The sequence below is a fragment of the Paraburkholderia sp. BL17N1 genome, assembly GCF_003634175.1.
In the GTDB taxonomy this organism is placed as follows: domain Bacteria; phylum Pseudomonadota; class Gammaproteobacteria; order Burkholderiales; family Burkholderiaceae; genus Paraburkholderia.
In genome coordinates, this window is the sequence record NZ_RBIW01000001.1 from 4248993 (window position 1) to 4273738 (window position 24746).

At 63.8% G+C, this 24746-nt stretch carries 17 protein-coding genes and 1 riboswitch; of the genes, 3 read left to right on the forward strand and 14 right to left on the reverse strand.

Features of this window, described 5'->3' with window-relative positions; all coding sequences use genetic code 11:
• Positions 1-70 precede the first annotated feature (70 nt).
• The 8 genes from B0G82_RS19095 to B0G82_RS19130 form a co-directional block, all read right to left on the reverse strand.
• Positions 71-982 carry an endo alpha-1,4 polygalactosaminidase gene (locus tag B0G82_RS19095; RefSeq protein ID WP_347237429.1) on the reverse strand — a complete coding sequence of 304 codons (912 nt, stop codon included), beginning with the start codon at positions 980-982 and terminating at the stop codon, positions 71-73.
• Between the two features lie 103 nt (positions 983-1085).
• On the reverse strand, positions 1086-2459 hold the full coding sequence (pelG, locus tag B0G82_RS19100; RefSeq protein WP_121308451.1) for an exopolysaccharide Pel transporter PelG: 1374 nt from the start codon (positions 2457-2459) through the stop codon (positions 1086-1088).
• Positions 2459-4111, reverse strand: a complete 1653-nt coding sequence (gene pelF, locus B0G82_RS19105; RefSeq protein ID WP_121308452.1) for a GT4 family glycosyltransferase PelF — start codon at positions 4109-4111, stop codon at positions 2459-2461. Before pelF ends, pelG begins: the two co-directional genes overlap by 1 nt.
• Positions 4108-5118, reverse strand: coding sequence for a hypothetical protein (locus B0G82_RS19110; RefSeq protein ID WP_116142373.1), 1011 nt, complete (start codon positions 5116-5118; stop codon positions 4108-4110). Before B0G82_RS19110 ends, pelF begins: the two co-directional genes overlap by 4 nt.
• Positions 5111-6559 (reverse strand): PelD GGDEF domain-containing protein, encoded by a 1449-nt coding sequence (locus B0G82_RS19115; RefSeq protein WP_241974627.1) that lies wholly within the window; start codon positions 6557-6559, stop codon positions 5111-5113. The genes B0G82_RS19110 and B0G82_RS19115 overlap by 8 nt, the downstream gene beginning before the upstream one ends.
• 83 nt (positions 6560-6642) lie before the next feature.
• Positions 6643-7194, reverse strand: a complete 552-nt coding sequence (locus tag B0G82_RS19120) for a penicillin-binding protein activator LpoB (RefSeq protein WP_121308453.1) — start codon at positions 7192-7194, stop codon at positions 6643-6645.
• A gap of 37 nt (positions 7195-7231) precedes the next feature.
• A complete protein-coding gene (locus B0G82_RS19125) occupies positions 7232-11227 on the reverse strand; it encodes a tetratricopeptide repeat protein (RefSeq protein WP_121308454.1) in 3996 nt (1331 codons plus the stop codon).
• Positions 11217-14015 (reverse strand): sugar ABC transporter, encoded by a 2799-nt coding sequence (locus tag B0G82_RS19130; RefSeq protein WP_121308765.1) that lies wholly within the window; start codon positions 14013-14015, stop codon positions 11217-11219. Before B0G82_RS19130 ends, B0G82_RS19125 begins: the two co-directional genes overlap by 11 nt.
• Positions 14016-14652: 637 nt before the next feature.
• Positions 14653-14732: riboswitch (cyclic di-GMP riboswitch) on the forward strand.
• A 54-nt stretch (positions 14733-14786) separates the two neighbouring features.
• On the opposite strand from B0G82_RS19130, the gene B0G82_RS19135 reads away from it, so the two are divergent.
• Positions 14787-15659 carry a spherulation-specific family 4 protein gene (locus tag B0G82_RS19135; protein ID WP_121308455.1) on the forward strand — a complete coding sequence of 291 codons (873 nt, stop codon included), beginning with the start codon at positions 14787-14789 and terminating at the stop codon, positions 15657-15659.
• Positions 15660-16063: 404 nt separating this feature from the next.
• A complete protein-coding gene (locus B0G82_RS19140) occupies positions 16064-16225 on the forward strand; it encodes a DUF1328 domain-containing protein (protein WP_007182451.1) in 162 nt (53 codons plus the stop codon).
• A gap of 209 nt (positions 16226-16434) precedes the next feature.
• On the opposite strand, the gene B0G82_RS19145 is transcribed toward B0G82_RS19140, so the two are convergent.
• Complete coding sequence (locus tag B0G82_RS19145; protein WP_116148583.1) at positions 16435-17064, reverse strand: GNAT family N-acetyltransferase; 630 nt, start codon at positions 17062-17064, stop codon at positions 16435-16437.
• A gap of 104 nt (positions 17065-17168) precedes the next feature.
• Complete coding sequence (locus B0G82_RS19150; protein ID WP_116142376.1) at positions 17169-18074, reverse strand: LysR substrate-binding domain-containing protein; 906 nt, start codon at positions 18072-18074, stop codon at positions 17169-17171.
• 106 nt (positions 18075-18180) lie between these two features.
• On the opposite strand from B0G82_RS19150, the gene B0G82_RS19155 reads away from it, so the two are divergent.
• The gene (locus B0G82_RS19155; RefSeq protein WP_121308456.1) at positions 18181-19071 is read left to right on the forward strand and encodes an EamA family transporter; all 891 of its coding nucleotides are present in this window, start codon (positions 18181-18183) and stop codon (positions 19069-19071) included.
• Positions 19072-19139: 68 nt separating this feature from the next.
• Here B0G82_RS19155 and rfbC read toward each other — a convergent pair whose 3' ends face one another.
• The 4 genes from rfbC to B0G82_RS19170 form a co-directional block, all read right to left on the reverse strand.
• Positions 19140-19691: a dTDP-4-dehydrorhamnose 3,5-epimerase gene (rfbC, locus tag B0G82_RS19160; RefSeq protein WP_116142378.1), complete on the reverse strand. Its 552-nt coding sequence runs from the start codon at positions 19689-19691 to the stop codon at positions 19140-19142.
• 110 nt (positions 19692-19801) lie between these two features.
• On the reverse strand, positions 19802-20797 hold the full coding sequence (locus tag B0G82_RS19165) for a helix-turn-helix domain-containing protein (protein ID WP_121308457.1): 996 nt from the start codon (positions 20795-20797) through the stop codon (positions 19802-19804).
• A gap of 133 nt (positions 20798-20930) precedes the next feature.
• Positions 20931-21308, reverse strand: coding sequence for a hypothetical protein (locus tag B0G82_RS39445; RefSeq protein WP_206751616.1), 378 nt, complete (start codon positions 21306-21308; stop codon positions 20931-20933).
• Positions 21309-21523: 215 nt separating this feature from the next.
• Positions 21524-24736 (reverse strand): multidrug efflux RND transporter permease subunit, encoded by a 3213-nt coding sequence (locus B0G82_RS19170; RefSeq protein ID WP_121308458.1) that lies wholly within the window; start codon positions 24734-24736, stop codon positions 21524-21526.
• Positions 24737-24746: the final 10 nt, after the last annotated feature.

Sequence of the window (24746 nt, forward strand, 5' to 3'; positions counted from 1 at the left end):
ATTGCGAGCGACTAGCAAACTGTGAGTGGGCTTTGGCAGGTAGAGAAGCCGTCTTGATTCAATCCGCTTGTCACGGCCGTGCGTTGCCGGTTCCGGCCGCACCCACGCCGACGGTCGCGAGTCCGCCATCGGTAACGTAAGGCACGAAGCCGGCCTCTGTGATCCGTGCGGCGGTGGCGGCCGCGCATGCGCCGTCGGCGGGCGGGCAATAGTCGATGGACAGCACCGGCAGCCTGTATTGGTCGCGGATCGTTGCCGCCTGCGTCAGCAGCCAGTCGCGATCGGCTTGCGGCACTTCCGTGTAACGCTGCTTGCCGGCATCCCAACCCCGGTACAGCGATTCGAACGCCACGATGCAGGCGAGATCATGGACCTGCGGCAAGATCTCGAAGCCGCGATTGAAAATCAGCTTCGCGCCGGGATAACGCTTCTTGATCGCGCGGACGACCCGCACCAGCCCCGCCTCCTGAGCGGCGCGCGTGGCATCGGTTTTGGCGATCAGGTGGTAGGAGTCGAGTGTGTCGAGGAAGAAGCCGCGATAGCCCTGTTTCCACAATGGCGCGATCACCTTGTCGACGAAAAACGCCGGCCATTGCGCGGCCGTCTGATCGATCACATGGGAGGCCCATGCCTCGTTGACGCCCGGCAGCCACTGCCGCGGCATGGCGCGGTAATACGCGCGATGCGGGTTCACCTCGCCGACGCTCACATATGCGAACCACGCCGGATGCGCACTCGCGTGAGCGCGCGGATCGAAGTGCGCGTCGGGGTCGACCACCACGATATCGAATGCGGCCAGTTCCTCGACGGGCGGATTCGTGCCGTAGTACAGCGCTACCGACGGTCCCGCTGGCGCGTGCGCCGCGCTCTGCGCGTGCGCCACCGAAGCCAGCGCGCCGAGCGCGGCCATGCGCGCGAACCGGCTGACATGACGCAGCAGCGCACGCAGGCTGAAACGTCGGTCGTGATCGTGCTCTGACAAATCCGGCTCCCCTGTCATGTTATTCAGGCAACGCCGTCGACGGCAAGAATACCTGTTCCGCGAACATGCCGCCGATCAGCCTCGGAAACGATATATCGCCCCTTCAACCCCGCAACATATACGTTTCGTATTCCAATGACATGAATTTGCGGTCCAGTACCTTCACGGCTGCCACCACCACGACCAGCAACGCCAGCGCAAATCCATAGCCGTAGAAATCCGGCCCGAGCCTGAGCGTGATACCGGTGAAGAGTCCATTCAGCACGACGAATGCGCCCGTGAGCCGCAGCACCATACGCCGTCCGTCGAGATAGAAGAACACGTTGAGCAGACCGAGCAGCAACACCTGCAGACTCGCCGACACCACGTCGACGACAAGCAGCGGCATATACAGCGGCGAAATGCCGAGCGAGCCGAGCACGCGCTCACCGAAAGCGATGATCAGCAGCAGCACGACTGTCTGCACCTTGATGATTTCATACAGGCCGGCCCGCACGCTGCCCACCATCATGTCGCGCATTTCGTTGATATGGCGCAGCGTCGCGCCGCTGCGCACGGCGTCGTAAAAGGCGTCGTAGTACTCGACGAAATCCGCCTCGATGCGCACGAGGAACGTCGCCATGCCGGGCATCACGCACACGTAGGCGATAAAAATCGGAATGTCGTAAATCACGGACGCGTTCAGCGGTCCGATCACGTGCGCGCCCGTGCCCGGCGCGTACCAGAACATGAACTTGTCGAGCCACACGCCGATATTGAATAGCAGACCGACCAGCGCGAGGCTCGGATAGGCGAAGCGCCGCTCGAACATTTCGAACGAAACGAAACGCTCGCTGCGGTAGTTACGATAAATCAGACCGGACAGACCGGCGAGCAGCACGATGTGCCCCGCCACGAAGCCGCCGAGCAGGCCGACCAGTCCATAGCCGTTCAACGCGAGCGCGAGGCACACCACGCATGCATAGCCGATCGCGAACACCATCAGTATCTGCCGGTACTGCTTCACGCTCGACAGGAAGATCACAGCGATCCAGATATTGCTGACCACCACGAAGCCCGTAATCATCAGCAAACGGTAGATCAGCGGCTCCTCGCGAAAGCTCACCAGCATCGCGACCAGCGCGACCACGCTCGCCAGTACCGACGACACCAGCACCACGCCGTTATAGTTCGACAGCACGAGGTCGTCGCGCTTTTCGAACAACCGGTCGGAGATGAAGCGCGTGAACGACAGTTGCAGCGGCCCGGTCAGAATCAGGCTGAGCGCGATCAGATACGTGACCGACACCTGAAACTGCACGATCGCGAAACTCGGAATCACCGAGGTCAGACTGATCAGCCCGATGATCAGGATGCCGAAGATCGACAGGATCAACGGTCCCGAACTGATCAGGCCCGCGTAGGCGTAAGCGCGCGCCACGCCCACCAGCGTGTCGCGGCGCATGATCTTGCGTAATTCGAAGCCGATACCCGCCATCAGCGTGTCTCCTGCGATTGAACGGGCTGCGCCGAACTCGCGTGCGGCTCCGCCTTTGATTGGGTGCGGTGATGCATCGGGCAGCGCGCCGCATCGGCGGCCGTATAGTTGCGCTCGCGATCCGGCATGGCGGCGAGACGCTCATACAGCGTGCGATAGCTGTCGATCATCTGCTTCCTGGTGTAATAGCGGCGCACGCGTGCGAGGCCGGCCTGTTGCGCGGCCTGCCAGCGGGTTTCGTCGGCGAGCAGCGCCAGCACCGCTTGCGCGAAGGCAGCCGGATCGGCGAGTTGAACCACCATGCCCGCCGAGCCGAGCGCACGATCTTGGTCGTCCGCGCCTTCGATCAGTTGACGGCACGAGCCAACGTCCGTCGTGATGGCCGGCACGCCGGCCGCGAAACCTTCCAGCACCACCAGCGGCAGCGCCTCGCTGATCGAGGTCAGCGCGATCACGTCGATCTGCGGCATCATGTCGTCGATGCGCTGGAAGCCGAGGAATTTCACATTGCGGCTCAAGCCGAGACTCTCCACGAGCGCGCGGCATTCGAGCGCGTAAGCGGGATCCTCCTCTTCCGGCCCGATGATCCAGCCTTCGAGATCCGGCATGGTGCGCGACGCAATGAAGATCGCGCGAATGAAGGTCTTGATGTCCTTGATCGGCACCACGCGGCCGATCAACGCGACCACGCGGTGCGAGCGCGGCTTGCGTTCGGCTATCAGCGGCACGAGCGCGTCGACGTCGATGCCGTTCGGAATGCATTGCGTGCGCTCGGCGCGCGCGCCGTCCGTGATCTGGCGCTGGCGGTTCGCCTCGTACAGCGCGACGATATCGTCAGCGGCGTCGTACGCGAGCTTGCCGATCGCTTCGAAGAAACGCACCCACAGTTCGCGGAAATAGCTGACGCGAGAAATATCGCGTTCGAACACGCCGCGGTTGTCGCGAATCCACTGGCTCTGCAACAGGTCGATCTTGCGCTCTTTCGTGTAAATGCCGTGCTCGGAGATCAGCAGCGGACGGCCCGTGCGGTAATGCATCAATGCGCCGAGAAAGCCGCCGTATCCCGTCGATACCGTGTGATAGACCTTCGCCGGCAACAGCTTCTCGGCGACGCGTGCGAGTTGCCACAGCGGCTTGTGCATGATGCGCACGGTCCAGAAGTAATCGGTGAACGACGGATCGGTACAGTACTTCTGATACTGATCGACGATCGTGTCCCAGGCCGCGCGGCTGGACAGGAACTGCTCTTCGTTCAACGCGCCATTCGCCCCGAGCATCGGAATCATGCTCGCCATCAGAGCGCCGACATCCAGCCCGCCGCGCGGATCGCGCAAGGCGTCGTGCAATCTCTGCGAGCGCGCGAACGCCGCGGTGTCGCCGGCGACGGCACGCGGCTGAAAATCCGCCACGACCTGCTCGTACAGGAAGTGCGTTTCGATATGCACCACGTTGTCCGGCAGCGCATACGCGGCGCCGTTGTAGTCCTGTTCCCGGCTACCGATGAACACAATCGCGAAGCGGGTCTCCGGGTAGGAGCGGATCATTTCATTGACCCAGCTCGACACGCCGCCACGCACGAACGGGAACGTGCCTTCGAGCAGAAGGCAGACATCGGCATCGGCGGCACGGCGGATCGGGAGTTCTTTCATCATGACCAGTACTTCACAACCGGTTTGAGTGTGGGCAACGCGGCCGCATTGCCCAGCGATGCGAGAAGCTGCTTGACGCGAGCGTAGTCGCCGCGCAGGAAGTCGGCTTCCGCGAGCCACGGCACCAGCCGTTCGCGCGGGAAACCGAGTGCGAGCGCCTGGCCAATGTATTCATGCGCGGCATTGGGCAAGCCGTTCGCCAGCGCGAGACGGCCGCGAATCAGCCACAGCGCGGCGTCGCCCGGATCGGTTTCGAGCGCCGCCTGGGCGTAGCGGTCGGCCTGTTGCAGCGTATGGCGGTAAACCGCGCCTTGCACCAGGTTCTGGTACACAAGTTCGAAGTACAGCTCGGCGAGCAGGCGGTTCAGTGCGTGGCGCTCAACGTCGTTGTCCGTCGCTTCCAGCGCCTTGCTGGTGCGGAAGATCTTCTGCATGATCTCGTTTTCGGCGTGGTCCAGCGTGCCGTAAGCGATCAGCCGAATGTCTTCGAGCGGATCGGCAAGCAACTCGCGCAGCAACGTGCCCGTGGTGCGGGTCGGCATGCTCTGGATCGCCACCAGCGCGGACAGCCGGTCGGTGGGCGATACCTGAGTGTTGGCGAGGCGCGCCTGCAGACGCGCGCCGCCGCCGTGCGATACGCGCGACACCAGGTAAGTGACGAATTCCGGGCGCGGCACATCGGCGAGTTGATCGCTCTCCTTGCTGCCCGGAAAGAGCGCCGCCCACACGCAACTGATCAGCACCACGAGGCCGCCGAACAGCGGCACGACGGTGCAGGCGAGCCACAGGAACAGCAACGTAATGCCGCGCGGCTCGCGATAGTTCAACGGTAGCCACGAGCGGAACGCGACCGCCTCCGCGAGTCCCGCCAACGCCTGCAACGCGAAAAAGCGCAGCAGCGGATCGATCGCGCCGGCCGGTTGCAGCAGGCTCGCGATCGCCAGATATTGCACGATCACGGCCACCACGGCCGCGAGCGCGCCGACGATGAGAGAAAGGGTCTTAGACATCGAGGCCGCTTCGTTTGAGAAGACGCATCAGGGCCGCGCCCGGCTCGTCGCCCTCGAGGTGGAGCGTATGAACGCCGACGCGCGCACGTTCCAGGTCGGTGTTGAACTGGGCCGTCAGGCTGGCTTCGATTCGCGCGAGATAACCGTCGATGCCGGTCGTATCGGTGGCCGGCATCAGATTCACCAGCACCGACTGCTTCGCGGTCTGCACCGGCCACATCACGTCGAGTGAACGGCGGCGGCGCATGACGTGCTCGAACAGCGAGTCGCCCTCTTCATCGCGCGGAAACGCGAGCGCGACGAGCGACGACGCCACGCCCGCCTTCTGTTGAAGACGCGTGAGGCGGCTCAGGTCGAGCGCGAATTCGTACGGGCAGTTCGGCACACGGTCGAGAATGCGCTGTACGAATGCGGAATGCTCGACACCGTCCGCGTAATAGCCGAGCAACACCAGCAGCAACTGCAGGTTGTCGAAGTTGAGCGACAGGAACGGCATGCGCTTGACGACGAGCAGCGCGCGCAGTTCACCGTCCGCCGATACGAGCGGCGCGCACACCAGGTACTGGCTGACCGGCACGACGGTGTCTTCGTTCTTCAGATGCGCGACGCTCAGCGTATTCAGCGCATGGGTGACGAGTTCGTCATGCACGGCGAGTTCGAACGGATCGCCGATCCGCGCGATGGCCTGCGCGCCGAGCTTGCCGTGATGCACCGGATACAACGCGGCGACTTCGATCTGGCAGGCTTGCGCGACAAATTCGAGCAGACCGCTCGCGCCGCCGAGCGGATCGCCGCCCTGCGGATCGCCGCCCGGCGGATCGTTTTCCTTGCCCGCGGCCGGCACGGCGAGTGCAGTATCGGTAGCGACCGACAGACGGCGCAACTCGGTAATCGAATCGCGCAACGTGGTCGGACGCGACAGCAAATCCTTTTCGAGCCGCTCGTGCGAGAGCCGCATCAGATAGTGACTGTTGGTCAACGCGACGAGACGGTCGTTCAGGTAATCGTTCAGCGAGGACGCGCGCTCGGCGCGGCTGCCCCACGTATCGCCGAAGTGCCCCGCGAGAATCGTCTGGATCAAACCGCCCGCGAAATACAGCGTGGGGAACGGGCCGCCGTGCGGATAAAAGAGCGCCCACGCGCCGAGCATCAACGCTCCGCTCAGCAGGCCGAGCAGGCTGCCGTAGCGCAAGGCCACGAGCAGCGATGCCAGCCATAGCCACGGAAACCCATTGTGCAGCAGCAACGGGTCTTCAGGATGAAGCCAGCGGGCCACGGCCGATACGGCCAGCGCGAGCACGACAGTCTCCACGATCGCGAACGGCCGCGCCACCGCGGGCGCCAGAAAGCGGCGCACGCGTCCAAGATTGCCGAACGGATGCGCATGGCGCGGCTTCGAGGCGCCTGGGTTGTTTTCCACGGCTGCGGTATTCACGGCCATTTCCTTTTCACATGTCGGGTTGCGGCCGGCGGCCCGCACTTCGGGCGCAAACCGCAACCTTGGGGATATGCTTGGTGATGCTTTTACTGACGCGCTTGCAATGGCGACAGAACCTTGGCGATCAGCGAGGTCGCCACGCTCGACAGACCCGAACGGCTCCAGCCCGTACGCGTGCCCGTCGCGCTCCACACCACGGCGCCGTTCGACACGTCGATCAGTTCGAACGTGACGCCGACCACCGGCTCGCCGTCCACGCCTGTTTTGTAGCGCCATTCCTCGACCGCGCCCGACAGCACATAGCGGGCGTTCTGCGAACGCGCCCATTCGAGCGCCTTGTCGCTGTCGGCGCGCTGCGTCGTGTCGAACAGCGAGTTGCGGTTCGAATCGGCCGGCGCGATGCGCACATCGGCGATCCCGCCCGCGCGCAGCGTGTTGGCCGCGATCGACGCGGCGCTGTGACCGGCATCCGGCGTTTCAGTGTAGTTGGCGATCGACACCACCGCCACCTTGTCGCCGCGCGCGAGCGCGGGGCCCGAGGTCTGGCGCACCGTGCCGCAGGCGCTCGCCATCAGGGCCAGCGCGGCTGCCGCGACACACCAGGCGCTCGTACGAGCCAATCGTTTAATGCCGTACATGAAGAATTCTCCTTGGGATAACTATGCGAAATCCGGTTCAATAAAACCAGCTATAGCGCGCGCCGATCTGGGTCACCGGCGTGCCGAGACGCGAGACGCGCTGATGCGAGAAAAAGAGTGCCGCGTGATCGCCGCCGAACACGGTGCCCGCGAGGCCCAGACTGATCGATGGCCCCCAACCCTGGAACGAGTCGTGCAGCACGCCGACGTCGAGAAACGGCCGCCATGCGCGCGTGTACTGGTCGATCAGATCGTTACCGAAACCGAAGAACGCCCCGTATTGCGAGTACGTCTGCGGGACGAAGGTCGATGCATCGACCGGCCCGGCGCTCGCCGGAATCAGCCGCGAAATCAGACCGTCGGCGGAGCCGCTCGCACCGTAGTCGCCATGCGTACCGATCAGACGTACCGTAAAGTCCGGATAGTTCGTGCGGATCCGATAACCGATCTCACCCGTCGAGAGCACGCCGCTGCCGAGGTAGTTGCGCGCCTGGCTATAGAAACGATCGGCTTCGACCGTGCCCGTCGCATACAGATGCTGCGTCGCGCGATACGTGATCGTGCCGACCACGTTGTCCTTCATGCCGCCGACCAGCAGTGCCTGCGATTCGCGTGCCGTCTGATTGCGGCCCGCTTTCAGCGCGATCGACAGCGGCGAGTTCCTGCCCCACTCCGCGCCCACCGACACGCTATAAAAACTGTCGAGTGCTTCGCGGCGGCCGGCGGTCACCATGAAGGCGGTGTCGTACGTTTGACGGCGCGCGTAAAACTCCACCGAACGATCCACCGACGGCACGTTGGTCAGTTGCGACTCATCCGTCGAGTGCTGAAAGCGTTCGACACCGTTCACGCCGACCATGTAGAGGTCGGCGACCTTGATGCTGCCCGCCAACGTCTGCTCGATATAGTCGAGCGGATGTTCGACGAAGCTCGTCACGGTCGCGTCGAGCGATTGCGGCCAGGTCAGCGCGGTTTGCTGCAGGCGGCTGTGCAACTCCGGATCGTAGGGCGCGCCTTCCAGGCCCTGAAACGCGAGGTTTTCCGCCGCGCCCGGACGATCCACCGCGATCGAAGCATCGATGCGGTTGTAGAGCGGCAAGCGCGCACCTTGCTGGTCGAGCAGACGCCCCATCGCGGGCTTGTCGTTTTCAGCGAGTGCGATCGCGATCAACTGTTCCGAAGGCTGCATCAGCACGTCGGCGTACTGGCGAGCCAGCCAGCGCTTCGCCAGCGGACTCGCTTCATGCGACATCGCCCAGGCGAGCGCCACGTCGCGCGCCACCGACGAAGTCAATTGCGCCTGATCCGGCGACTTCGCCGCCGCTTGCGTCTTCACGGGCTGCGCGGGCGGCAGGCCGGCCGCGTCGCCGAGCAACGTGCGGCGGGCCTCGGTGTTGTCGTTGCGGCCCGCGTCGCTCGCGAGCAGATCGATCAGGAAAGCCTTCGACACGTCCGCGTTTTCGAAGATCGACGCGAGCGTGACGCGGCGGCCGAGCATCTGCTCACGCACTTCGCCGCCCTGCGAGGCGCGCGTGCGCAGCACGATCTGGCCTTGCGCGCTGTTGGCGCGAACCTCGGCCTCTTCCTGCTGCATCTGACGCCAGACATTGCGGCGGATCGACCAGGCGAGATCGCTGCGCCCCGCCATTTCCTGCGCTTCGGCGTAGGCGAGTTGCCACAACGGATCGCGCGACATCGAGGCCGACTGCAGGCGCAGATACTTGAGCGCCGCTTCCGGCCGGTTCAAACGCATCTGCGCGGCGGCGAGCGGCCCCCACAAAACGGGCGCCTGGGCGGGCGCATCGCGCCATTCGACGACCGCCTCGCGCAATTGCGCTTCGCTGCCGTAGTCCACCAGCGTCCAGAGCAGTGCGGCGCGCAAGTCGAGCGTCGCGCCGGGCAGCGACACAGCGTGCTGCAAATCGTGCAGCGCGTCGAACGGACGATCGATCTGGCGATAGTATTCGGCCCGCACGCGCAGGAATGCCGGGTCGGCTTCGCCAGCCGTCAATTGTTCGGGTGTCAGGCTCTTTAGCAAAGCGTCGACGCGGTCGTATTGCCCGGCATCGGTGTAATAGTGAATCGCGCTCTGCAGCGCGCGCTGCGAGTGATCGCGACGGAACTGCAGCTCGGACGTACGCGCCGCGTCGACCGGATAGGCGTCGTAGAAGTACGTCATCGCGCTCAGGTCCTCAGGCGCCGCCTGGCCGCTTGCCAGCAAATGCTTGTAGGCGTCGTTCGCGATGTCGTCACGCTGCAGCAGGCGCGCGAGCTGCGCGGCGTTGCGCCAGAACAGCACGTCGTCGTCTCTTGCGCCGCGGCGCGCGGCGAGCAGCGTGTCGAGCGCACCCTTGTAGTCGCCGTGACGATACAGAAGGCTCGCCGTGCGCAGTGCGTATTGCGTGTTCGACGGATAAAGCTGGTTCAGCTTGCGGTAGTGAGCCAGCGCTTCGTCGTCGTGACCCGAGCGCTCGGCGAGCTGACCCAGACGCGCGTCGATCGCTTGCGCCGGCGAATTGCGTTGGCGGCCGCGCAGGAATGCCAGCGCGTCGTCAGGACGGCCGAGGCGTTCGTAAGCTGCGACTACGGAGTCGAGCAGCTTCAGGTCGCCGGGCGAAGCATTCGATGCCTGGATCAACGCGGCCAGATAGGCGTTGTCGTCGTTGAGCATCGGCGCGAGGCGCATCACGTTTTTCCAGCCTTCGGGGTCGTGCGTGGCTTGAGCGTAAGCGAGCCACATCTGCAAGGCGAGCGGCGACGCGTGATTCCATTCGGCGACCTGAGCGAGGCGCCTGGTCCAGACCGGCGAACCCGGGTTCTTGCTGACCTGCTCCGCCGCCACGCGCTGAGCGTTGGGCAGATCGCTCGATTCGAGGAACGACTGATAGAGGAGGCCCGGCACGTCGTTGGAAGCGGCGGAGTTCGACGCGGCAGCCGGCGCAGCCGCAGCGCCTGATGCCGTTGCGGCGGACGCCGCAGCAGCGGGTTTCGCCGACGCCGGTGCAGCGATGGACGCAGCGACGCGCACGACATGCACCTCGCGCGAACCATGGGTACTCGCGCGCATGGCAAAACCGGCCCGAACTTGCGGACCATCCATATAGGCGTACTGCCCCTGCGCGCCCTCTTCACTTGCACGCTCGCGGATAAGGTCGACGAGCCGCAGCGCGCCGTCCTCTTCAGGCTGAGCCTGCGCGTAGCCGGCCAGCGCCTTCGCGTAACGGTCCACGAGATCCGGACGATGCGCCGCGCGCGCCAGATTCAACAGCACCACGAGCGTGTCGCGATCGTGCCTGAATTCGGCACCGTGTTGATCGGCGGCAGCGAGCGCGTCATCGAGCAGACTGCCCGACTGCAAGGCCTTGATGCCTTCGATAAAGCACTGACGTCTCGCATCGAACGTCGCCGCGCTGGCTTGCAAACGGAACCAGCCGTTCGCCGCGCCGCGATAGTCGCCGCCATACATGGCGAAGCGCACGACTTCGCGGTTCCAGCGCGTTTGCTGCGCCGGATCCTGTGCAGCGAGGCGAGCGTAGAGCTGCCCGGCAAGCTGTTGCGCATTCACCGAAGCGGCCGCTTCAGCCAGCATCTGCAAATCGGCATTCGACCACGTCAGCGCAGCCGCATTCGTGAGCTGCGTGCGCAAACGGCCGAGCGCGGCCTCGCGGCCCGGATCGTTGGCGGGCAGCGCGAACGTCTCGCGCGTGTCGACGGTCAGACGAAGCAACTGCGCCGCGCGGCGCAGGTGATCGTCCGGAATCGCCTCCATGCGGGCAGCGATACGGCGCGCGTCCTCGTTGCGGCCCAGACGCACGTACTGCGTGCCGAGCACCGAGAGGATTTCCGGGTTGCCAGGCTGCACGCGCAGCCATGCTTCCAGATACGCGATGCTGAGATCGCTCGGCGCGTCGGTCGACGTCATCCGGCTGCGCAGACCGCCGCGCGGATGCACGAGATAGAGCGTGATCAACACGACGCCCGCGAGCAGCAGGACGAGCCACGTGGGCGCGATGCGAGGGCGATTATCGACCACAAGCGACCTCGATCGACTGGTAGTTCAATTTGGATCCGAGGTCAGCCCGCGTATCGAAACGCAGGAATTCGCCTTCACGACGCGTGGCGACAGCCTGCCTGTCGACGCTGACCTTGCACTGCTGCGCGTTGGCCAGCTTGACGAACGGCTGGTAGTGACCGGCGAACTCGAAACGCATGCCCTGTGCCGTGCGCTGGAAATTGCGTACGAAACCGTCGGCTTCACCGATATACGGCGCCGCGTTCGCGACAGCGCCGATCGCAAAGCGGGCGCTGCCGCCGTCGATATGGACATAGGTGCCGTCGGGGCCCGTTGCAAAACCAGTCACGCCCGATGCGTCGGCCAGCACCGGTTTCGTCGCTTGCGGCCAGTGCAATTCGCGCACCTCGCCATTACCGCGCACGAGCCACTCGCCGGCTTGCGGACCCACTTCTCTCGCCACCGCGAATGTGTGCCAGTCGAGCACCTTGCGGATGTACTCGCTCACGTAGACCGGCATGACCGGCTGCTTGAGCACCGTCGAAAAAATCTGGTCGAGCGCGCGCAGCGAGGCCACTTTCGTGCCGCTATACATGTGGTAGTAGATGTCGATTGGCTTGAAGCGCAGCGGCTTGTCGGTCATCGAGAAAGTTTCGAGCACGCGCGTGAAGCCATAGAACGGCCCCTGCCAGTCGTTCGTATAAACGTTCTCGTCCTGATTCGGCGCATACACCTGATAAGCGCCCGGCCCCTTGTCCACGCCGATCGGCGCGATATTGGTCCAGCTATTGGCTGATCGGGTGATGACCGTGTCGCCGCCGTTGAAGTTGTAGACCCCGGCTTCGTACACCTTGCGCACGACGAAACCCGGCGGGCGGCAGTCGCCCGACCATTGCAGCAGCACGGTCTTCTTTCCGGGCGGCGCGAGGCGCGTGTTGATGTAGTCGATCGAACCGGTGATCTCGCGGTCGATATTGAAGTGATACCCCGGAATGTTCAGCGAGAACGCCGCGTCGCCGCCTCCGCGATCCACCTGTGCGCCGGTCTTGCTGTCCACCTGCTCCCACTGGAACGGATGCGAGTACGTGTGCGTGCCGATCTCGACGTTCGGCAGCGCGAACATCTTGCGCGCGATCTCTTCGAGACGCGGCGAGATATCCGGATGCAGCCCTTTGGGACCCACTTCGCCTTCGATCACCGAGAGCGTCATCGGCACCTGATAGCGAGTGAAGATCTGCTGGTATAGCGCTTCGCCGGAATAGTCGGGTCCGGGGAATTCGGCACGCGAGGCGAAACCGTCGCCGTCCACGTGGGACATGAGCAGACGCCGGCCGTTTTCAGTCGTGACGCTCGGCGACGGCATGTCCTGCAAATGCAGTGCGGCTTTCATGAACGCCATGGGCTGGATCGCCCAGCGTTCCTGCTCTATGCTGTCGAGCGAGGCCACCGTGTACGGACTGAGCGCGTAGCCGCCCCACGGTGTGAGCGCGACCTGATCGACCAGCACGCCGTTGGCCGAAACACGCAGCAACGACTGGCTGTGCGAGCCCACGCGCACGCCTTGCAGATCGCGCGGTTCGGGCTTCGGGCTGATTTCGAAGCCGACCATCGGGTCGCTCCTGACCACCGTGACCGGTGCGGCCAGCGTGCCGCCCACGGCTTGCAGATCGAGCGCCGCGCCTGCCGAACCGGCCGCGTCGAAACCGAACGCGCCGAGGAAGGCGACAGGCACGTGATCCGCCATGCGAGCCGCGACCCAACGCTGCCACGCCTCGGGATCCGGCACCGCGCCGCGCTGGATCCACGCGACGACACCGGCGTAACGGTCCGGCGTAATGGCGTCGGGCAGACGCGACGAGAAGTCGGCGTACTCGACGTCGTAACCCATATAGTTGAGCGGCGTGGCCAGATCGCGCACGCCGGCGCTCAGGTCGAGCGGATCTTTGGTATCGCGGTCCTGCACGACGAGAATCTTGCGCGGCAGGACCTCGATCTTGCCGATGCCGACCACGTCGCGTGCCGTGCTCGTCACATAAGGCAGCATGCCGGCCGACACGACGCGCGCGGCGGTCTCGCGGGCGCATTCGCGGTCGTTGCGCGCGCAATATTCGACGGACACCACCGGCACACCGCTTTGTTGCGTGAACGCGCGTGCATCCGCGATGCGTTGTGCGCGCAACGCTTCGGGGACTTCCAGAAGCTGGCCGCTATCGTTGATACCGCGCACCAGCGAATCGCCGACTACCGCGTAAAGCGACTTCGCCACCGGCAGCGCGTTGCGCATGACATCGGCGCCACCCGCTACGAGGCGCGCGTCCGGATGAGCTTGATGAATGCGGCTGGCTGCGGCCACAGCGAGGGGCGTGTCGAGCAGGAAGCCACGATAGCCGCGCTGCCACAACGGCTCGATCTGGCTGGTGAAAAACGCCTCGACTGAACCCGCGGACTCGGCGCCACTGGTGCGCGCGATCCACGTGGTGTGCGCCAGCAGATGAGCCGCCGGTTCGAAACCCGTGGCGGGGTCGATCACGACGGCGTCGAATGCTTGCAATTCGCCGACAGGCGGATTGGCTGCATAGAAGAAAGCGAGGTTCGGTTGAGACGCGGCGGAGTGAGCCGCCGCAGCGGACTGCAACGGTGCAGCTTCAGCCTGCGTCGCTGCTTGAGTCACTGCGTGTGCCGCAAGCGGTGCAATACCGGCCGCGCCAAGCACTACCGCAATCAAGGTTCGCGTAAGAAATCTTTCGCCCGCACGTTCCACAACCCCGCAAGAGTCCCCGCCGGCGCATGCCCGGGTCCGCTTCTTCATCGCCAAAATCTTTTCCCCGTTCAGTCTGAACGCGAGCGGCGTTCTCCCTATGGGGAGAAAGTTTCCGCTTGCGGATTTTCTAGCCGGCCCGTCGGCATTATTTACATCGCGCAAAAGCAGCGTTGCGGCGGATGCGATACCGACTTTTTGTTTGTTTACTGGTAAGGCGGTGGAAGATATCACATGACATGGGGTGTCTCAAGCTCGCTTATGCCATCGCGTGAATCCAGATAGTTAAATAAAGGCAAATGCATCCGCTTGAATTCAAAGGCAAACGATTGCGCGGCTCTAAAAGCCGGACAGTAAAGGCGGCACTGCCTGAAACTAATTCGTCAAGCGAATCGACGGTGTGTTGGAAAATCACCTCAGACAGTCCCGATCACGCTCGCGGCGCTTAATTCTTCTGATCATTAAATCAGATGTGCCCCAGTACTTCGTCGAAATCGCCAAATCTTTTTAAGACATGTCTAACACGCGCATTTGACTGCTCGCCGTCTCGGCTCGGGCACCGCACCCAGCAATAAGTACCGAAACGCATAGACAGGAATTAATTTTCCGATATCCTTCACGGGCATTCGATTCAAACGCTGCGAATAAATAAATCGGCACCCTAAAGAAAATTCAGGAGATGCCGTAAGCGCAGTTTGGGCAAACCCGGAGCGATCCGGCGACGCAAAACTACAGGGACTCCCTCACGGGAGTTTGCCAGTTGCCCGCCGTATCCACGGCGGGCCAATCGACAGCGGTGACCACACCGCGTCAGGAGGCTACATGCTGGACAATCGGGGAATCGGTGCAGTTGCGTTTGTGGCTTCGGAATCGGCGGAAGCAATCCGTCTTTTGGGCCGCACAAGTAGAAGTCTGAAACGGGCCGGACTGATCGCGGGCCTGCTAGTTGTGGGATGCCTGAACGGCACAGCCTTCGCGGCCACCACGACGACCACGACAACCACTAGTCTCGTCGTACCTTCCTACTTCAATGCCACCAGCAGCGTCGCGAACTGGAACAGTCTCGTGACCTCGGCGCGCAAGGTGCCGACCACGGCCATCCTGAATCCCAACAGCGGCCCTGGCGCCAAGGAAGATCCCAACTACGCGGCGGCCGCCGCCAGGCTTCGCGCCGCCGGCGGCAAGGTGCTGGGCTATATCTCCACCTCGTACGGCAAGCGCTCGCTTTCCGCGGTCGTGACCGACATCAACGCCTACGTGGCGATGTATAAGGTGGACGGCTTCTTCATCGACGAGATGACGTCCGACAGCCAGATGTCGCACATCCAGTTCTATCAGTCGATCTACAACTACATCAAAGGCTTGAACGCCACCTACTCGGTGACAGCCAATCCGGGCACCAACATTCCCGAGCTTTACGCGAGCTTGCCGACGGCCGACCAGTTCGTCGTATTCGAAAGTACCGCGAAGAGCTACGCGAAATATCAGCCGATGAGCTGGCAGGCCGCCTATCCGAAGAGCCGCTTCGTGCACATGGTGTACGGCGCGACCGCTGCCCAGTTGCCGGGTGTCGTGCAATACGCGAAGACGCATGGCGCGGGCGGCGTGTATGTCACGTCGCTCTCCGGCGGCAATCCGTATAAGGCATTACCGCCCTACTGGAACGATGAAGTCACAGGCGCCGCCGCGCGTTGATGAGCTGACTTATATCGACGTCGACATGACGTCTGCAGCGGCCGGCGTGGCCGGCCGCTGCAGTTCGTGCACGACGCAGCCGCCGCGTCGTGATCGCGATCGTGACCAGAACACACCCTCCCTTTCGACAACCGCAGAACGTACTCGCGGTATAGCGGATCGCTTTCCACCTGATCGGGTTAGCTCGGCCGCCGCGACAGATCGGTCTTGACGCCGTGCATCACGCGACCGGGCAGAAACGCGACGCTGCCGCCACCATGCGCACGGTCTCCCTCTGGTGCGTTCGGTCTGGGCACACCTATTGCTCTATTCCGCTCGCCGGCAAATAACCCGTCAAAGCACGCAGTGCCCACAACGAGTCGCCGTTTTCCATTTAATCCAGCAATCCATCGGTGGGAGGCCCCATGCTTCGATACGCTGCAATCTTCTTCATCATCGCGATCATCGCCGCGGTATTCGGCTTTGGCGGCATTGCCGCAGGCGCGACTGAAATCGCCAAGGTCCTGTTCTTCATCTTCGTGGTGATCTTCCTCGTTACCTTGCTGATGGGCGTGATGCGACGCTGATGGACGCGTCGACTGTCTAGGTTGAGTCACACTTGCCCCGGCGCGCAAACCGGCACTCCGTTGCAATACTTGCCGTACCGTATTGCAATTGTTGCTGACCGCGCCGGGGTTCTCACTTCAGGCTAGCCCTGCATTCAAACGTTTTCACCCAGCATTGCACTGCACCACTTCCTCGTTTTCTTTATCGCTTCGTTGGACCTTCCTTGTCTTCACGCCGCGCGCGCAATCGGCGCACGCGCACTCAACCGATGCGACCAGTTAGCGAGCGTACGCGTCGCCACCGACGGCTTGCTCAGGATCGCACTGTCGTAATTCTTGCCATCGAAGCGTACGAAATCGACGATGCGAAACCCCTGCCCACGATAAAACGCAATCAGATGCGCGGCCGCTTGTGGCGTATCGAGTGCAAGCTCCGCATAACCGCGCGCCGCGGCCCAATGATCGGCGAAGGCAATCAGCAACGTACCGATACCGCGCGCCTGCCACGCGGGCTCGACCGCGAACTGGCGCAAGCTCGCGATACCGTCGCGCCGGTATAGCTCGCACGCCGATCCACGCTCTGTCGCGTAGAGGGTCATCGTGCCGACAATGCGCCCGTCGCACACCGCCACGTAGCAATCACCGCGCGTTGCGCGCATGCGTGTCGTCTCGACGGTCTGATCCGCGCACGTGCAATTGAGGCCCATCGCGCCGAGTTGCGTAAAGGCCCGATGCAACAGCGCCGTCAATGCCACGAACGAATCGCGAGCCGGATCGAAGCGGCGCAACTCGACACGACCCACGCCGTGACACACGTAGTCGATACGAACGGATTGTTGCTTCGCTGCACGTCGCTTCACGTTGAGCACCTCGCGGTATCAAGATGCCCGAAGTGTAGATTTCGCGTGGGTGCGTCTCAAGAAAAAATGTCGTAAAAACTCACATGAAAGCCGCTGCGGACGTATTAGCCAAAAGCCGGCGCAAGCTGCGGTTCGCCTTCGCGCAGACCGAGATGCAATTCCTCGCAGAGGAACGTTTGCAAGGTTTGCACGGCGGCCGCCTGCGCGCCGGCAACCTCGCGCATGAAGAGCCCGAAGTCCGCGGTGGGCGCGTCGGGCAAACCATCGGCCTGGCCGAGCACGCGCATCGACTCCGAGCGAATGTTGCCGTCGAGCAGCACGGACACACCGAGCCCCGCTTCAACCGCGGATTGCACGGCTGGCAGACTCGTGCTCGTGCACACGATGCGCCATGCGATCCCCGCGCGCCGCAACGCCGTCAACACCTGCTGCTGCCACAGGCACGCGTCGCCGAACGCCACCACCGGCAACGCCGCCTGCGCGTCGCGGTTGAAGCCGCGCGCGCCGACCCAGAAGAGCGGCTGCTTCCACGTGAGATGCGGCGCCGCGTCGACCAGCGCGGGATCGCCGACCACTACATCGAGGCTGCCATCCGCGAGCCGGTTCGACAGCGCCGCACTGCTGTCAACGACGATCTCCAACGCCACTTGCGGATAAGCAATCGAAAAGCGCCGCAACGCCCGCGGCAATCGGCCGACGGCAATGTCCTCCAGCATGCCGAGCCGCACGGTGCCGGACACCTGCCCCGCGCTCAACGCGCGGCGCGCATCGGCGCCCGCGCCGAGTATCGTGTGGGCATAGGGCAACAGCAGATGGCCCGCTTCGGTGAGTTGCACGCCACGCGGCGAGCGGTCGAGCAAGCGCTGCCCGAGTTCATCTTCGAGCCGGCGCAGTTGCATGCTCACCGCGGCCTGGGTGCGCGCGAGGCGCGTCGCCGCCACGCCCACCGCGCCCGTCTCCGCCACGGTGACAAAGGCGCGCAGCAGGCTGCTGTCGAGATCTCGGGTCATAAAGGTTCTTGAAGTCAGCATAAGAAATATCAACTTATCTTAATACCGCGAGCACCGATAAGATAGCAATGACGAACCCCGACCGAATGCCAACTCGCCGACACCCATGCAGGACACCACTCTCCAACCCGCGTTGAATCCCGCGCAAACCAGCGCGAAACCCGCTCGCAGCGCGGCCGGTGCGGCCCTGCTGTGCGTGCTGTCGATGTCGTGCGTGCAGTTCGGCGCCGCACTTTCCGCACCGACGATGGCCACGTACGGTTCACTCAGCACCACCTGGCTGCGCCTGTGCTGGGCTGCATTGGTACTCGCCTTGCTGGTGCGTCCGCGCCTTCTGAGTTACTCGCGCGCTCACTGGACTGCCGCGGGTGTGCTCGGCGCCGCGATGGCGGGCATGACACTGTGCTTTTTCGCGGCGCTTCAGCGCATTCCGTTGGGACTCGCCGTCGCGATCGACTTTCTCGGACCGCTCGCCGTCGCGACTTTCGCGGTGCGTCGCGCCCGCGCATTGCTCTGGCCCGTGCTGGCGATCGCCGGCGTGATCCTGCTCTCGCGCGATCGGGCCGGCTGGATCGGTGAACCGCTCGGCGTGCTGCTCGCCTGCGGCGCGGCGCTCGGATGGGGCACCTATATCGTGTTGATGAAGAAGACCGGCACCCTGTTCGCGGGACTCGAAGGACTGTCCGTGTCGCTGATCGCTGCGGCGCTCGTGGCCACGCCATTCGGATTGGCGCAAAGCGGTCTGCATGTGGCGGCGGCCCAGGTCATGGCGACAGCGGGCCTCGCGCTGCTGGTCCCCCTTCTGCCGTACGCGCTGGAAATGGTGGCGTTGCGGCACATGCCGGCCGCTTCATTCGGCATCCTGATGAGCGTCGAACCGGCGATCGGCGCATTGGCCGGCTTCGTCGTACTGCATCAGCCGATGGGGATTCTGCAGATCATGGGCACGCTGCTGGTGGTGACCGCAAGCGTCGGCGCCGTGATGGTGGCGCGCTGAAAATCCGCGGCACGGTCGTGTGCGCACCTCGGCGCACACCTCGGCGCGCGCAAGACCGTGCGCCTGGCTCAGGCGATGTTTTCCGCTTCGTAAAGACGCCGGCCCGCGGCATCCTTCGCGCCAAGGGTCGGCTCGAAATCGATCGGCCACTCGATGCCGATGTCGGGATCGCGCCACAGAATGCAGCGCTCCAGTTCGGGAAACCAGTATTCCGTGGTCTTCCACAAACACTCGGCGGTATTGGACAGCACCACGAAACCGTGCGCGAAGCCAGGAGGCACCCAGATTTGCCGGTAATTGGACGCGCTCAGATATTCCCCGCACCACTTGCCGAAGTTCGGCGAATTGAGCCGCACGTCGACGGCGACGGCGAACACTTCGCCCACCACGACCCGCATGAGCCGGCCCTGAGGGCGTTGCACCTGGTAGTGCAAGCCCCGCAACACGCCGCGCACCGCGCGCGAATGCCGGTCCTGCACCCATTGAAAAGCTTGCGAGACGTCGTCGCTAAACTCGTCCGAGCTAAAGCTCTCGAAGCAGAAGCCGAACTCGTCGCAAAACACCTCGGGCTCGATGAGTTTCACCTCCGGCAATGCCGTCGCGATCACCTTGTTGCCCATTGCCGCTGTGCTCGTAAGAAGCCTGACCGGCGAAAACGCTGCCGCCACGACGGAGAACGCGTCCAAGTGTCGTAAGGCGCCCCGCCGCCGGCTCGGGCGCCTGCATGATGTTACGCCTCGCTCGCCACGCGGCTGCGCGCGCGATATTCGGTTGGAGACAGCGCCATGCGCTTGCGGAAAATCTTCGCGAGACGATCGCCGTTGCCCGTACCGCTGCGCCGCGCGATCTTGTCGACAGGCAGTTCAGTCTCGGTGAGGAAGTTGCAGGCAATGCGCAGGCGAACCTGCAACAGATAGTCCGACGGCGTGACCTGCATTTCATGCTTGAAACGCCGCAGGAAATTGCGCTCGCTCATCGCCGCGACCTGCGCGGCGTCGGCCACTGAAACCGGACGGTCGCAGTTGGCCTCCATCCAGCGGGCCGCCGCGCGGATCTTCTCGGCCACGCTGAGCGTGCCGCCCTCCGCCGGTAGCGGCACCCAGGTGGCAGCCATGCCGGGCATCACGCGGTCGGCGACGCTGCGGGCAAGCTCCGCACCGAGATCGCGTTTGATAAACATGAGCGCGCTGCGGGCACAGTCGTTACGGTCATTGGACGCGTTGAGCGCGGACTCGCCCGTGACACTGCCGAGATAGCGGTTCACTTGCGGTCCGTCGCTATCCGTCGGGCCAGCCGCTTCCAGCACGAGCCGTCCTTCACCGATCGTTTCGATCGCACGCGTGCGCGATTGCACCGCGCGCAGCCAGCCGAGCACCCGCTCGTCGCGCGCGGCCACATGCGCGCCGTAGCCGCCTGCGATGAACAGCACGTCGAAACCGCTGGCGAAGCGCGCGTCGATACGGTCCGTCCAGATGCGCGCGGAAGAAGAACTGGCGACGCTGCCGCCGTCCATGGAAAGGAATTGCACTTCGTAAGGCTGCTCCTCACCGGCGCGCGAACCCGAGAGTTCGTTCGCCGTCTGGAACATCTCCACCACCGTGCCTGGGCCGAGCAGCCAGAAGCCGTCAAACAGCAACACGCCGATGCGCCGCGTCGCACTACGCACGTTCAGCGTCGGCGTATGTAACCAGGTGATCCTCGCAGTATCAAGGTGCATGTGCGGCATGATATTTCCCCAAACTGTCGTACATTGTGGACCCCGATCGCCGTTAGCCGCCGTTATGACGGAATGATTATTGCCAGCGGAAATCGCAGCTGGCCGCTTAACGGATTAAGCGTGATGGTAGCGGAATGGCTCGCTATAGTAAATTTGAAAAACAAATTACTGTCGAGAAATAGAACGTATGAAGAAAACCGTTATCTCGCGTTTGATATGACAACGGCGTGATGAGTCCGCGCCTCAGCCGGGCACACCCGGCGATCTCGGCAGCTTGCCGCCAAACCACCGCCAGCAAGGCTTTCCAGGCACTGACGGAGCGCGTGCCGGGGCCCCGCAACGCATCCTGATTATGACCTGCGTATGGCAAAGCGGTATCCAAAAGTGTTTCAAACTTGAAATGCAAACCTCGCAAATAATGAGCATTCAATAGCCGATTTATTCGCAAATCGGGAATTTGTTGACCACCGGGTGCAAGCGGCCTGTATTTAACCAATCGATATCTATTAATCGTTTCCAAACGCATTTTTCGAACGTCCAAAAATGTTTCTATATTGAAACATTGGCGGTTTTATACGTATGAACAATTCGTGCTTGCAGTGCACAATAACTATAAACATCGGAGGATTGAAGGCTTGCCGCGCCCGAAGAATCGGGCGCGTTTGAAGTTGCGCAGCCGCCGCGTGACGGCGCCGGCCAGCGCACCACGCCGGTCACGACGCAGCTATCGAACGCTCAGGCCGTCGGCGACTCGTCGAGCGACTCGCGTTCGATCGCGGTCGCGACACGGCGGCCCTGCCGCTCGGCGCGCCTGCGATGCAATGCCGCCAGCCGCCGCCGTCCGTGCGTGAGCGAAGCGACCGCATGGAACGCAACCGGCGCGAACACCAGCCCGAACAGCGTGGCAGCCAGCACCCCGCCGAAGACGCCCGTGCCGATCGAGCGGCGGCTTTCGGCACCCGCGCCGCTCGACACCACGAGCGGCACGACGCCCAGCAGAAACGCCGCCGAGGTCATCACGATCGGCCGGAACCGGGCGCCCGCGGCCTCGGTCACCGCACGCGTCAACGGCATGCCGCCCTGGTACAGATCGCGGGCGAATTGCACGATCAGAATCGCGTTCTTCGCCGCGAGGCCGATCACCGTGATCATGCCGACCTTGAAGTACACATCGTTAGGCATGCCACGCAACAGCACCGCCGCAACCGCGCCGATCACGCCGAGCGGCACGACCATGAGCACGGCGAGCGGAATCGTCCAGCTTTCGTAGAGCGCGGCCAGCGCCATGAACACCGCCAGCAATGACAGGCCGATCAACAGCGGCGTGAGTCTCGCGGCTGCGGTTTCCTCGCGTGCCGCATCGACCCAGTCATAGCTCACGCCGACCGGCAACGAAGCGGCCAGCCGCTCAAGCTCCGCCATGGCCGCGCCGGAGCTGTAACCGGGCGCCGCGTGGCCGCTCACATCGAGCGACGGGTAGCCGTTGTAGCGCGTCAGCATCACCGGGCCGATCGTCCACTGACGCGTTGCGATAGCCGAGAGCGGCACCATGCCGCCCGTCGAGTTGGGCACGGAGAGCGCGAGCAAATCGTCTTCGGTCATGCGCGCGGCGGCGTCGGCGGCGATCATGACGCGGCGCATGCGGCCGCCGGCCGGGAAATCGTCGATATAGGTCGAGCCGAAGGTGCTGCCCAGCACGTCCGCGATGCGGTCGAACGACACTCCGAGCGCGTAGGCCTTCGCACGATCGACGATAAGCTCGACGCGCGGCGCGTCAGGCAGATCTTCCGAATGCACCGAGGCCAGCACCGGACTCGCCTTGGCCTGCGTGAACAGTTGCTCGCGCGCGGCCTTCAGCGCGTCGAGCCCCACGCCGCCGCGATCCTCGAGGCGGAACACGAAACCGTCGGAATGCCCGAGTCCTGGCACCGAAGGCGGCAATTGAGCCTCGACGCTACCGTCCAGAATCTGGTCGAACTTTGCGTTGAGCCGGTCGCGCAGGGCCAGCGCATCGATATCGCGCTTGCCCCAGTCCTTGAGTTCGACGAATCCCATCGCCACGTTCTGACCACTGCCCGAAAAGCTCCAGCCGATCACACTCGTGACGTTCGCGATTGCGCGCTCGGCATGGAGAATGTTTTCCGCGCGCTGCACCACGGCCAGCGTGCGCGCCTGGGTAGCGCCGGCGGGCAATTGAATCATGACCTGCAACTGGCCTTCGTCCTCGCTTGGCAGGAAACCGCCGGGCATCTGCCAGTAGAGCACGCCGCACACTCCGACCAGCACCGTGTAGATGGCCAGCATGGGGCCGATACGACGCAACGTGCGCGCGGTCAACCCGCGATAACCGCGCGCGGCGCGATCGAAGCCGGACGTGAAGCGGCTTGCCGCGCGCGCCGCGAAACCGCGAATGCCGCGGCGCGCATCGCGTTGACGCACAGATTGCGTGTGCGCCTTCAGCAGATTCGCGCACAACGCGGGCGTCAGCGACAAGGCCATGAACGACGACACCAGCATCGACGCGATCATCGCCACCGCGAATTGCCGGTAGATTCCGCCAACGCCGCCGGGAAAGAACGCCATCGGCACGAACACCGCCGTCAACACCGCCGTCACGCCGACAATCGCGCCGCCGATCTGCGACATGGCTTTGCGCGTGGCCTCGCGTGGCGGCAAGCCCTCTTCTTCCATCACGCGATGCACGCTCTCCACCACCACGATCGCGTCGTCGACCAGAATGCCGATGGCGAGCACGAGGCCGAACATCGTGAACACGTTGATCGACAGACCGCACGCATACATGGCGAGAAACGCGCCCATCAGCGTGACCGGAATCACGACGGTCGGCACCAACGTATAGCGCAGATCGCGCAGGAACAGCCACATCACGAAGAACACCAGCACGACCGCTTCCGCGAGCGTGACGAGCACCTCGTGAATGGCGATCTTCACGAAGTGCGCGTTGTCGAACGGGATTTCGATGGCGACGCCCGAAGGCAGGCCTTTCGCCAGTTCGGCAAGCCGCGCTCGAATCGCGTTCGACGTTTCGAGCGCGTTGCCGCGCGGCCCGAGTTGAATCCCGACCGTTGCCGCAGCCTTGCCATTCAGGCGCGAATAGTACGAGTAGTTGTCACGCCCGAGTTCGACGCGCGCGACATCGCGCAGGCGCACAGCCGAGCCGTCCGGCCGCGCCTTCAGCACGATCTGGCCGAATTCGGCCGGCGAGATCAACTGGCCTTTCACGCTCACCGAGGCGGTCAATTGCTGGCCCGGCACGAACGGCGCGTCGCCGAGCGTGCCCGCCGTCACGGTCGCGTTCTGTGCGGCGATGGCGGCGTTGACTTCGGCGGCGCCGAGGCCGTATTCGCGCAGCTTCATCGGATCGAGCCAGATGCGCAGCGCTTCGTCGGCGTCCCAGAGTTGGGCTGAGCCCACGCCGGGCGCGCGCTTCAACTCGCGCAACACGTAGCGGCTCAGATAGTCGCTCAATTGCACGGAGTCGCGCGTGCCGTCGGTGGAACTCAGCGCGACCAGCATCAGGAACGTGTTGGCCGCCTTGAACACGCTGATGCCCTGCTGCACCACCTGCTGCGGCAGACGCGGCTCGACCTGCTTGAGCCGGTTCTGGATGTCGACCAGCGCGAGATCCGGATTGGTGCCAGGCGCGAAGGTCGCGTCGATTTCGAGTTCGCCCAGGTTGTCGCTGGTCGTTTGGTAGTACAGCATATTGTCGGCGCCATCGAGACTCTCCTCGATGATGCTGCCGACACTCTCGTCCACGACTTCAGTCGACGCCCCCGGATACATGGCGGATATCACGATGCGCGGCGGCGCAAGGCGCGGATACTGCGCCACCGGCAGTTGCGGGATAGCTAGCGCGCCCGCCACGACAATGGCGAGCGCGACGATCCATGCGAAGACCGGGCGGTCGATGAAGAAAAATGGCACTCAATGAATC

Coding starts and splice junctions, on each gene's coding strand:
- pelF (WP_121308452.1), bottom strand. CDS start 4,111: ATGATGAAAGAACTCCCGATCCGCCGTGCCGCCGATGCCGATGTCTGC.
- B0G82_RS19165 (WP_121308457.1), bottom strand. CDS start 20,797: ATGCCGCACATGCACCTTGATACTGCGAGGATCACCTGGTTACATACG.
- B0G82_RS19140 (WP_007182451.1), top strand. CDS start 16,064: ATGCTTCGATACGCTGCAATCTTCTTCATCATCGCGATCATCGCCGCG.
- pelG (WP_121308451.1), bottom strand. CDS start 2,459: ATGGCGGGTATCGGCTTCGAATTACGCAAGATCATGCGCCGCGACACG.
- B0G82_RS19130 (WP_121308765.1), bottom strand. CDS start 14,015: ATGAAGAAGCGGACCCGGGCATGCGCCGGCGGGGACTCTTGCGGGGTT.
- B0G82_RS19150 (WP_116142376.1), bottom strand. CDS start 18,074: ATGACCCGAGATCTCGACAGCAGCCTGCTGCGCGCCTTTGTCACCGTG.
- B0G82_RS19135 (WP_121308455.1), top strand. CDS start 14,787: ATGCTGGACAATCGGGGAATCGGTGCAGTTGCGTTTGTGGCTTCGGAA.
- B0G82_RS19110 (WP_116142373.1), bottom strand. CDS start 5,118: ATGTCTAAGACCCTTTCTCTCATCGTCGGCGCGCTCGCGGCCGTGGTG.
- B0G82_RS19155 (WP_121308456.1), top strand. CDS start 18,181: ATGCAGGACACCACTCTCCAACCCGCGTTGAATCCCGCGCAAACCAGC.
- rfbC (WP_116142378.1), bottom strand. CDS start 19,691: ATGGGCAACAAGGTGATCGCGACGGCATTGCCGGAGGTGAAACTCATC.
- B0G82_RS19120 (WP_121308453.1), bottom strand. CDS start 7,194: ATGTACGGCATTAAACGATTGGCTCGTACGAGCGCCTGGTGTGTCGCG.
- B0G82_RS19115 (WP_241974627.1), bottom strand. CDS start 6,559: ATGGCCGTGAATACCGCAGCCGTGGAAAACAACCCAGGCGCCTCGAAG.